The sequence below is a fragment of the Paramagnetospirillum sp. genome, assembly GCF_058402745.1.
The window spans coordinates 345,715-355,467 of the sequence record NZ_JBZVFI010000017.1; the positions used below are offsets into that span (position 1 = coordinate 345,715).

Below are 9,753 nucleotides of genomic sequence, written 5' to 3' on the forward strand. Positions count from 1 at the left end.
CTATCGCCCGAACCCATCCGGGGCGATGCCCCGGACCCCATTTGAGTTCATCAAGGGGTTTGGGGCCCATGGCCCCAAGCGGGGGTGGGCGGCAGCCCACAGCGCCTCTGGCATGAATTGAAAGGCCGTACTATCTTGGCCCCCATGAGCGAGACCCCCGCCCCCACGCCCTACCGCGTCCTGGCCCGCAAGTACCGGCCGACCGACTTCGCCGGCCTGATCGGGCAGGAGGCCATGGTCCGCACCCTGTCCAACGCCATCCGGACCGGCCGCCTCGCCCACGCCTTCGTGCTGACCGGGGTGCGCGGCGTGGGCAAGACCACCACCGCCCGCATCATCGCCCGGGCGCTCAACTGCGTCGGCCCCGACGGCAAGGGCGGCCCGACCATCGATCCCTGCGGCGTGTGCGAGCATTGCCGCGCCATCGCCGAGGACCGCCACGTCGACATCCTGGAGATGGACGCCGCCAGCCGCACCGGCGTCAACGACATCCGCGAGATCATCGAGGGCGTGCGCTACCGCCCCACCTCGGCGCGCTTCAAGGTCTACATCATCGACGAGGTCCACATGCTGTCCACGGCGGCGTTCAACGCGCTGCTGAAGACGCTGGAGGAGCCGCCGGAACACGTGAAGTTCGTGTTCGCCACCACCGAGATCCGCAAGATCCCCGTCACCGTCCTGTCCCGCTGCCAGCGCTTCGACCTGCGCCGGGTGGAGATGGAGGTGCTGGCCCGACACTTCGAGGGCATCGCCGCCAAGGAACAGGCCGAGATCGAACCGGCGGCGCTCAAGCTGATCGCGCGCGCCGCCGACGGTTCGGTGCGCGACGGCCTGTCGCTGCTGGATCAGGCCATCAGCCACGGGGCCGGCGCGGTCTCCGAGGCCCAGGTGCGCGACATGCTGGGCCTCGCCGACCGCGCCCGGGTCTTCGACCTCTTGGACGCCGTCATGAAGGGCGACGTGCCCACGGCGCTGGACCAGATCACCGACCAGTACGCCGCCGGCGCCGATCCGGCGGTGGTGCTGCAGGACATGCTGGAACTGGTCCACTGGCTGACCCGGCTCAAGGTCACCCCCGACGCCGCCGATCAGTTGGGGGCGTCCGAGACCGAGCGGGTCAAGGGCGCCGAGATGGCCAAGGCCCTGTCGCTGGCGGCCCTCACCCGCGCCTGGCAGATGCTGCTGAAGGGATTGGGCGAGACGCGGGGCGCCCCCAACCCGCTGCAGGCCGCCGAGATGGCGGTGGTGCGCCTGGCCTATGCCGCCGAGTTGCCCAGTCCGGCCGAGCTGGTCGAGCAATTGCGCGCCAATCCGCCCCCGCCCCCCGCTCCGCGCGGCCCCGGCGGTGGTGGCGGAGGAGGCGGTGGCTTTGGCGGGGGCGGAGCCGACGCGGTGTCCGGCCATCATGTGGGCGGCGGCCCGGTGCATGGTCCCGCCACCGCGCTGAAGCTCCAGCCGGCGCCCGCCGCCGAGACGGTGGCGCTGCCCGCCATGCCCGCCGATTTCGCCGCCGTGGTGGCGCTGTTCTCCGAGCGGCGTGAAGGCCTGATCGCCGTGCAGCTGCGGACCCAGGTCAATCTGGTCTCGTTCGCCGCCGGCCGCATCGAGTGGCGGCAGAACGGCACCGCCGGCTCCGACCTCGCACCCAAGACCGCGCGCCTGCTGTCGGAATGGACCGGCCGGCGCTGGACGGTGTCGGTCAACTCCACCGACCCGGCCCAGCCGACCCTGGCCGAGCAGGAGGCCTCGGCCGAACTGCGCCGCCGCGCCGACGCCGCCGAGCACCCGCTGGTCAAGGCGGTGCTGGCCGCCTTCCCCGGCGCCACCATCGAGGCGGTGCGCGACCTGGGCACCGACGAGGATCTGCCCGCCCCCGCGCCGGTGGAGGATCCCGAGGCCATCACCGACGATGAACTGATTCCTGGAGAGGAAGATCTATGAAGAACCTTGGCAACCTGATGAAGCAGGCCCAGCAGATGCAGTCCAAGATGGCCGAGATGCAGGCCACCATGGCCGAGATGGAGGTCACCGGCTCGGCCGGGGCCGGCATGCTGCAGGTGACGCTGAACGGCAAGTACGAGCTGAAGAAGGTCAAGATCGACCCGTCCCTGGTGGACCCCAGCGACGTCGAGGTGCTGGAGGACCTGATCCTGGCCGCCTTCAACGACGCCAAGACCAAGGCCGAGACCGCCATGGCCGACGAGATGGCCAAGCTGACCGGCGGGCTCAACCTGCCGCCCGGCTTCAAGCTGCCGTTCTGATCCCGGAACAGGTCCGCCTCCGGAATGGTCGGCCCCGAGATCGAGCGCCTGATACAACTCCTTTCGCGGTTGCCGGGACTGGGGCCGCGCTCGGCGCGCCGCGCCGCGTTGCGGCTGGTGGAGAAGCGCGAAACCCTGCTGGTGCCGCTCGGCCAGGCCATGGCCGAGGCCGCCGCCAAGGTGCGCACCTGCTCGGTCTGCGGCAATTTCGACACCATCGACCCCTGCGCCATCTGCGCCGATCACCGCCGTGACCCGGCGCTGCTCTGCGTGGTCGAGGACGTGGCCGGGCTGTGGGCCATGGAGCGCACCGGCAGCTTCAAGGGCCGCTATGCCGTCCTCGGCGGATTGCTGTCGGCGCTGGACGGCATCGGTCCCGACGATCTGGGCATCGACTCCCTGGTGGCCCGCGCCCTCGATCCCGCCGTCACCGAGGTGATCCTCGCCACCCCCGCCACGGTGGAGGGCCAGACCACCGCCCATTACGTGGCGGAACGCCTGGCCCAGTGCAACGTCACCGTCTCGGGCCTTGCCCACGGCGTGCCGGTGGGCGGCGAACTGGACCACCTGGACGACGGCACCATCACCGCGGCGCTCAGGGCGCGGCGGGTATTCTGACCCCTCCATGCGGGCAGGATGCCCGCGCTCCAATATGTCATGGAGCGCGGCCGTCCCGGCCGCGAACCGGCGGAGAATTTACCCCACCGCCTTGGCGTCCCCGATCCACCTCACCATGGCCGGGAGAGCCATGACCGCGTCGCAATAGGCGCTGGCCACCGGCCCCACCGGCAGGGTGTAGGTGCGGATGCGGGTCACCACGGGGGCGTACATGGCATCGGCGTTGGTGAAGGCCCCGAACAGGAAGGGGCCGTCCTGGCCGAAACGGGCGCGGCAATCGGTCCAGATGGCGTCGATGCGGGCCACGTCACCCCGAACGTCGTCGGGAATCTCGGCCAGAACCTGATTCTCCACCACATCCATGGGGCAGGTGGAGCGCAGCGGGACGAAACCGGAATGCATCTCCGCCGAGATGGAGCGGGCATGGGCGCGGGCCTCGCGGCTTTCCGGCCATAATTTGGCCTCGGGGAAGCGTTCGGCCAGGTATTCGCAGATGGCAAGCGAGTCCCAGACCTTGAGGCCGCCGTCCTCCAGCATGGGGATCTTGCCCGACGGCGACCATTGGAGAATCTTCTCCTTGGTGTCGGGCTGGCGCAGTTCGATCAGCACCTCGCGGAAGGGCGCGCCGGTGGCCGCCAGGGACAGGTAGGGCCGCAGCGACCACGAGGACCAACGCTTGGTACCGACGACGAGGGTGAGTGACATGACGCTTCCCAAACCATGGATGGTCGCCGATCATGGGAGCAAGCCACGGGTGCCTTCAATAGGGAATTAGGGAGAGACGGGTGCTGGAGCAACTGGTCGAGGCCGACGGAACGGCGACGGATCTGATCGCCCTGCGCAAGAGCGAACTGGCGGGGTGGCTGGACCGCCAGCCCCCATCCGTGCGTCGGTGGGTGGAGCAGACCGGCTTCAAGGCCGAGGCGGGCGCCATCTGCCTGCTGCCCGGCGAGGATGGCGCCCTGGCCGGAGTGCTGGCCGGGCTGCCCGACGAGGACGACCCCTGGGCCTTCGCCCATTTCCCGCCCAAGCTGCCCGCCCGCGCCTACCGTCTGGCCTCCGCCCCGGCGGCGCCCCAGGCCGAGCGGGCCGCCCTGTCCTGGGCGCTTTCCGCCTATTCCTTCGATCGCTACAAGGCGCGCAAGGGCAAGGACCTGCCCCGTCTGGTCTGGCCCGAGGGCGCCGACCGCGCCCGGGTGGAACGCGGCGTCGAGGCCGTCACCCTGGTGCGCGACCTGATCAACATTCCGGCCTCCGACATGGGGCCGGCGGAACTGGCCGCCGCCGCCGACGCCCTGGCGGCGCGCTTCGGCGCCAAGTGCCGGGTGATCGTCGGCGACGGGCTGCTGGCCGAGAACTACCCCGCCATCCACGCGGTGGGACGCGGCGCGGCCTCCAACCGCCGCCCTCGCCTGATCGATTTGCGCTGGGGCGACGAGCGCGCCCCCAAGGTCACCCTGGTGGGCAAGGGGGTATGCTTCGACACCGGCGGGCTGGACCTGAAGCCGTCGTCGAACATGAAGCTGATGAAGAAGGACATGGGCGGGGCCGCCCATGTCCTGGGTCTGGCCTCCATGATCATGGGAGCCGGGCTGAAGCTGCGGCTGCGCGTGCTGATCCCGGCGGTGGAGAACTCGGTGTCGGGGGATTCCATGCGGCCGCTGGACGTGCTGGCCACCCGCAAGGGCCTGACGGTGGAGGTGGGCAACACCGACGCCGAGGGCCGTCTGATCCTCGCCGACGCCCTGGCCGAGGCGGCCGCCGAGAAGCCCGCCTTGCTGATCGACATCGCCACCCTGACCGGCGCGGCGCGCAGCGCGCTGGGCACCGACCTGCCGGCCCTGTTCAGCAACAACGACCTGCTGGCCGCCGACCTGCTGAGGAACGGCGAGGCCGAGGGCGAGCCCCTGTGGCGGCTGCCGCTCCACAAGCCCTATCGCCGCATGATCGAGTCCAAGGTGGCGGACCTCTGCAACGCCACGGATTCCCCCCATGCCGGGGCCATCACCGCCGCCCTGTTCCTGCAGGAATTCATCGAGCCCGACATCGCCTGGGCCCATCTGGACATCATGGCCTGGAACGGCGCGTCGCGGCCCGGCCGGCCCGAGGGCGGCGAGGCCCTGGCGCTTGGCGCCCTGTTCGCCACCATCGCCCAGCGGTTCGCGTAACGCCGGCGGGCGAGGCGCCCGCGCTCCGCTCGCGAAGGCTATTGCCTGGAGCGCGGCCGTCCCGGCCGCATCCGCCCGGACGCAAGACAGCCCTTTACAGGAACCGCGAATCCTTCCATGAGTCATCCCTATCCAAGGGGACAGATGACTTGATCGACATCCGGCCGGTTCTCTTCGTCAACGGCTTCCTGCTGCTGGTGCTGGCCCTGGCCATGGGCATCCCGGCGGTGGTCGATCTGCTGGCCGGCGACGTGGACTGGAAGGTCTTCGCGGTATCGGCCATGGTCACCGCCTTCGCGGGCCTCGCCCTGGTCTTCGGCACCCGCGCCAAGGGCAGGCCCTCGCTGTCGGCGCGCCAGGCCTTCATGCTGACCACGCTGGCCTGGATCAGCACGGCGGCCTTCGCGGCGCTGCCCTTCGCCTTCTCCAATCTGCGCCTGTCGCCCACCGACGCGGTGTTCGAAGCCATGAGCGGCCTGACCACCACCGGGGCCACGGTGATCGTCGGCCTGGACCATGCGCCGCGCGGCATCCTGATCTGGCGCGCCCTGCTCAACTGGCTGGGCGGTATCGGCATCATCATCATGGCGGTGGCCATCCTGCCCTTGCTGCGCATCGGCGGCATGCAGGTGTTCCGCATGGAGACCTCGGACAAGACCGACACCATCAAGCCGCGCATCACCCAGGTGGCCACCTCCATCATCCTGGTCTATGGAGTGTTCACCGCCCTGGCCGCCCTGGCCTTCTGGGCGGCGGGCATGGGCCGGTTCGACGCCATCTGCCACGCCATGGCCGCCATCTCCACCGGCGGCTTCTCCACCTCGGACCACAAGCTGGCCCACTGGAACACCGCCGTGCAGTGGGTGGCGATCTTCGCCATGATGGTGGGAGGCTCCAGCTTCGTGCTGTGGACCGGCCCCTGGCGCCGGGGCCGCCCGCGCATCGTCGACGACGCCCAGGCCCACTGGTACCTGATGTTCATCGGCACCGCCGCCGGCGTGATGGCGCTGTGGCAATGGGCGGTCAACGACATGAGCCTGGGGATAGCCATCCGCCATGCCGCCTTCAACGTGGTGTCCACCGTCACCACCACCGGCTTCGTCTCCACCGATTACGGCGCCTGGGGCGGCTTCGCCCACGTGGTGTTCTTCATCCTGGTGTTCATCGGCGGCTGCACCGGTTCCACCGCCGGCGGCGTCAAGATCTTCCGCTGGGAATTGCTGTTCGCCCTGGCCGGCATCCACCTGAAGCGCCTGCTGCACCCCCACGGCGTCTTCGTCATCCACTACAACCAGCGGCCCATCGCGCCGGCCGTGCTCGATTCGGTGCAGGGCTTCGTGGTGATGTACTTCTTCACCTTCGCCCTGTTCGCCCTGGCTCTCAGCATGGTGGGCGTGGACTTCCTGACGGCGCTGTCGGGCTCGGCCGCCGCCCTGGCCAATGCCGGCCCGGGAATCGGCGAGGTGATCGGTCCCTTCGGCAGCTACCGCCCCCTGCCCGACGCCGCCAAATGGATCCTGGCCGCCGAAATGATGCTGGGCCGCCTGGAGCTGTTCACCGTGGCGGTGCTGTTCTCGCGCAGCTATTGGCGGGAGTGAGGGCGCCATGTTCGATCTTCGCCCCGTTCTCTCCTCCATCGGCGCCCTGGTCTGCGTCCTGGCCGCCGCCATGTGGCTGCCGGCCATCATCGATTTCCGCGACGGGCACGAGGAATGGCGGGTGTTCGCCACCTCGTCGGGACTGACCCTGTTCTTCGGCCTGGCCCTGATGCTGGGCACGCGGACTCCCCACCGGCGACGCAGCGTGCGCCAGACCTATCTGATCGCCACCTTCGGCTTCGCCGTCCCCGCCCTGTTCGCGGCCCTGCCCCTGGTCTACGGCCCGCTGCAATTGTCGGTCACCGATGCGGTGTTCGAGGCCATGGCGGGCCTGACCTCCACCAGCGCCACGGTGATCCGCGGACTGGACGCCCTGCCGCGCGGCCTGCTGCTGTGGCGGGCCGTGCTGGGCTGGCTGGGGGGCATCGGCGTCATCGCGCTGGCCATCACCGTGCTGCCCGACCTGGCGGTGGGCGGCATGCAGATGTTCCGCATGGAGGTCCCCGGCCCGGCCGAGCGCGCCACCTCGCGCGGCAAGCGCATCGCGCTTTCCATCCTGGCCGGCTATTGCGGCGCCACCGCCCTGCTGGCCCTGGCCCTGTGGCTGGCGGGGATGAGCGGCTTCGAGGCGCTGGTCCACGCCATGGGCACCATTTCCACCTCCGGCGCCTCCACCTCCGACGCCTCCATCGGCCATTTCGACAGCACCGCCATCACCTTGCTGATCACGCTGGGCATGGTGCTGGGCGGCATGCCGTTCCTGCTGTTCTTCCACGTCCTGCGCGGCAACCGCAAGATCGTGGCCCGCGACCACCAGTTGCGCTGGTATTTCGCCCTGCTGCTGCTCGGCACCGTGGGGGTGACGGCGTGGCTGATGACCAGCCGGGGCTGGCGCCGCTGGACGCCGCCCGCCACGGCGCGCTGACCGTGGTCTCGGTGATGACCGGCACCGGCCATTTCACCCTGGAATACGGCACTTGGGGCGGCATGCCGGCCGCCATCCTGTTCTTCCTGGCCTTCGTGGGAGGCTGCGCCGGTTCGACCAGCGGCGGCATCAAGGTCTTCCGCTTCCAGTTCCTGTTCGCCGACGCCCTGATGCAGATCCGCCGCCTGCTGCGCCCGCACGCGGTGCTGATCGCCAGCTTCAACCGCCGTCCCATTCCCGAGGAAGTCCTGGGCTCGGTGATGGGCTTCCTGTTCGTCTATGCGCTGAGCTTCGCCATGCTGGCCATGTCGCTGGCCTTCCTCGGCCTCGACTTCGTCACGGCGGTGTCGGGGGCGGCCTCGGCCCTGGCCAACCTGGGGCCGGGCCTGGGGCCGGAGATCGGGCCCGGCGGGTCCTATGCCGGACTGCCCGACCTGGCCAAGTGGCTGCTGTCGCTGGGCATGCTGACCGGGCGGCTGGAAGTGTTCACCGTGCTGGTGCTGTTCGTGCCGGCGTTCTGGCGGCAGTGAACTCGGAAGAAAGCCTCAGCCGAACAGCTTGTCGATGGCGTCCTGGCCCAGCATGCGGTCCACGTCGGCCTGGGAGACGCCCTGGCCGGGCAATTGCGGCCCGTGCAGCAGGGCCTTGTCGGGATCGGTCTCTTCCTTCTTGATCTCGACCACCACCTTGGTCAGCTCGTCCTTGCCCCAGGTCAGGATGACGGCCTTGATCCGGTCCTCGACGAACTTCATGGAGTTGACGATCTTGGAAATGCGCTGGCCGGTGATGTCCTGGAACGAGCAGGCCTCGAACACCTGGTTGACCCGGTCCTCCACCTTGTCGAAGATCTGGGTCAGCGGCTGATTGTCGACGCCGATGGCCCGCGCCTCGCACATCAGCTCGCTGATGCTTTCCATGCTTTCCATGATGGTGTTGGTGGCGCTTTCCGTGGCGCCGACGATGGCGTCCAGCTGTTCGGACATGCTGCCGAAATGGTCGGTGGCACCGGGCGGATTGAGCGCGGCCAACTCGGTACGGATCTTCTGGAGATGTCCGAACAGCCCCACCAATTCGCGCTTGAGAAGGCCGCTTTCGGTTATCGGTGTCCGCATGTTCGTCCCGTTGCCTGCATACTCGAGGTCAGAGGATAGCCTGATTATCAGGAATACGCCAAGGGGCATCCGGCCGTTCAGTGCTTCCCCCGGAAAGTCCGCACCAGCGCCCGGGCCGCCGCCCCCGGCGCCATGCGGCCGGCGGCGACGCCGCGTTCCATCTCGGGCAGCAGCATTTCCACCTGGGGATCGTCGCGCAGCGCCTGCAGCAGGGTCTCGGACACCTCGTTCCACATCCAGGCGTGAGCCTGCTCGGCGCGGCGCGCGGCCAGGGCGCCGGCCTTGTCCATGGTGGCGCGATAGCTGTCGATGGTCGCCCACACCTCGTCGATGCCGGAACGCGCCAGGGCCGAGCAGGTCAGCACCGGCACGGTCCAATGGGGCGAGGCCGGGGCCAGCAGGTGCAGCGCGTTCTTGTAGTCGCGCGCCGCGCGGGCGGCGGCCGCGGCCAGGTCGCCGTCGGCCTTGTTGACGATGATGGCGTCGGCCAGCTCGACGATGCCCTTCTTGATGCCCTGCAGTTCGTCGCCGCCGCCGGGGACCAGGACCAGCAGGGACATCTCCACCATCTCGGCCACCGCCGTACTCGGATTGGCCGACACCCACCGTCTCGACCACGATGACGTCGAAGCCCGCCGCCTCGCAGACCAGCATGGCTTCACGCGTGCGGCGCGCCACCGCCCAGCGTGCAGCCCGACGGGCTGGGACGGATGAAGGCGCGGGCATCGCGGGACAGCTCCTCCATGCGGGTCTTGTCGCCGAGAATCGAGCCGCCGGAGCGGGGCGAAGACGGGTCCACCGCCAACACCGCCGGCTTCTTGCCCATCTCCAGCACGTGCAGGCCGAAGCTTTCGATGAAGGTGCTCTTGCCCGCCCCCGGCACGCCGGTGATGCCGACCCGCACCGAGCGGCCGGTATGGGGCAGCAATTCATGCATCAGCGCCTCGGCCGCCTCGCGGTGGTCGGGACGGGTGGATTCGATCAGGGTGATGGCGCGGGCCAGGGCGCGGCGCTCGCCGGCCAGGACGCCCTCGGCGAGGGCTTTGGGATCGGGGGAAATGGTCACGTTAA

The 9,753-nt window shown here is 69.5% G+C and carries 9 protein-coding genes and 1 pseudogene; 7 read left to right on the top strand and 3 right to left on the bottom strand.

The features are described from left to right. Nucleotides 1-144: 144 nt before the first annotated feature. The 3 genes from ACV4UZ_RS15920 to recR are packed head-to-tail and all read left to right on the top strand — an operon-like array spanning nucleotide 145 to nucleotide 2,879. Entirely contained in the window at nucleotides 145-1,941 is a 1,797-nt protein-coding gene (locus ACV4UZ_RS15920; RefSeq protein ID WP_491601770.1) for a DNA polymerase III subunit gamma/tau, read from the top strand. Then, complete coding sequence (locus ACV4UZ_RS15925) at nucleotides 1,938-2,261, top strand: YbaB/EbfC family nucleoid-associated protein (protein WP_068428657.1); 324 nt, start codon at nucleotides 1,938-1,940, stop codon at nucleotides 2,259-2,261. The genes ACV4UZ_RS15920 and ACV4UZ_RS15925 overlap by 4 nt, the downstream gene beginning before the upstream one ends. 24 nt (nucleotides 2,262-2,285) lie before the next feature. Then, on the top strand, nucleotides 2,286-2,879 hold the full coding sequence (gene recR / locus ACV4UZ_RS15930) for a recombination mediator RecR (protein WP_491601771.1): 594 nt from the start codon (nucleotides 2,286-2,288) through the stop codon (nucleotides 2,877-2,879). Between the two features lie 78 nt (nucleotides 2,880-2,957). Here the strand turns inward: recR and ACV4UZ_RS15935 are convergent, their stop codons facing one another. After that, entirely contained in the window at nucleotides 2,958-3,584 is a 627-nt protein-coding gene (locus ACV4UZ_RS15935) for a glutathione S-transferase family protein (RefSeq protein WP_491601772.1), read from the bottom strand. Nucleotides 3,585-3,664: 80 nt separating this feature from the next. On the opposite strand from ACV4UZ_RS15935, the gene ACV4UZ_RS15940 reads away from it, so the two are divergent. The 4 genes from ACV4UZ_RS15940 to ACV4UZ_RS15955 all read left to right on the top strand — a co-directional run bounded on the left by ACV4UZ_RS15940 (nucleotide 3,665) and on the right by ACV4UZ_RS15955 (nucleotide 8,100). Beyond that, nucleotides 3,665-5,047, top strand: coding sequence for a leucyl aminopeptidase family protein (locus tag ACV4UZ_RS15940; protein ID WP_491601773.1), 1,383 nt, complete (start codon nucleotides 3,665-3,667; stop codon nucleotides 5,045-5,047). A 149-nt stretch (nucleotides 5,048-5,196) separates the two neighbouring features. Continuing rightward, nucleotides 5,197-6,645 carry a TrkH family potassium uptake protein gene (locus tag ACV4UZ_RS15945; protein ID WP_491601774.1) on the top strand — a complete coding sequence of 483 codons (1,449 nt, stop codon included), beginning with the start codon at nucleotides 5,197-5,199 and terminating at the stop codon, nucleotides 6,643-6,645. A gap of 7 nt (nucleotides 6,646-6,652) precedes the next feature. Continuing rightward, nucleotides 6,653-7,570 (top strand): potassium transporter TrkG, encoded by a 918-nt coding sequence (locus tag ACV4UZ_RS15950; RefSeq protein WP_491601775.1) that lies wholly within the window; start codon nucleotides 6,653-6,655, stop codon nucleotides 7,568-7,570. Continuing rightward, entirely contained in the window at nucleotides 7,513-8,100 is a 588-nt protein-coding gene (locus ACV4UZ_RS15955) for a potassium transporter TrkG (RefSeq protein WP_491601776.1), read from the top strand. Before ACV4UZ_RS15950 ends, ACV4UZ_RS15955 begins: the two co-directional genes overlap by 58 nt. Before the next feature lie 15 nt (nucleotides 8,101-8,115). Here ACV4UZ_RS15955 and ACV4UZ_RS15960 read toward each other — a convergent pair whose 3' ends face one another. Both ACV4UZ_RS15960 and meaB read right to left on the bottom strand, forming a co-directional pair. Then, complete coding sequence (locus ACV4UZ_RS15960; protein ID WP_491601777.1) at nucleotides 8,116-8,682, bottom strand: protein phosphatase CheZ; 567 nt, start codon at nucleotides 8,680-8,682, stop codon at nucleotides 8,116-8,118. Nucleotides 8,683-8,759: 77 nt separating this feature from the next. Further along, nucleotides 8,760-9,748: pseudogene (gene meaB / locus ACV4UZ_RS15965) on the bottom strand (methylmalonyl Co-A mutase-associated GTPase MeaB). Between the last annotated feature and the right edge of the window lie 5 nt (nucleotides 9,749-9,753).

Bases quoted from the DNA above. Each gene is read 5' to 3' on its own strand.
- ACV4UZ_RS15920 (WP_491601770.1), top strand. From the start codon at position 145: ATGAGCGAGACCCCCGCCCCCACGCCCTACCGCGTCCTGGCCCGCAAG.
- ACV4UZ_RS15925 (WP_068428657.1), top strand. From the start codon at position 1,938: ATGAAGAACCTTGGCAACCTGATGAAGCAGGCCCAGCAGATGCAGTCC.
- recR (WP_491601771.1), top strand. From the start codon at position 2,286: ATGGTCGGCCCCGAGATCGAGCGCCTGATACAACTCCTTTCGCGGTTG.
- ACV4UZ_RS15935 (WP_491601772.1), bottom strand. From the start codon at position 3,584: ATGTCACTCACCCTCGTCGTCGGTACCAAGCGTTGGTCCTCGTGGTCG.
- ACV4UZ_RS15950 (WP_491601775.1), top strand. From the start codon at position 6,653: ATGTTCGATCTTCGCCCCGTTCTCTCCTCCATCGGCGCCCTGGTCTGC.
- ACV4UZ_RS15960 (WP_491601777.1), bottom strand. From the start codon at position 8,682: ATGCGGACACCGATAACCGAAAGCGGCCTTCTCAAGCGCGAATTGGTG.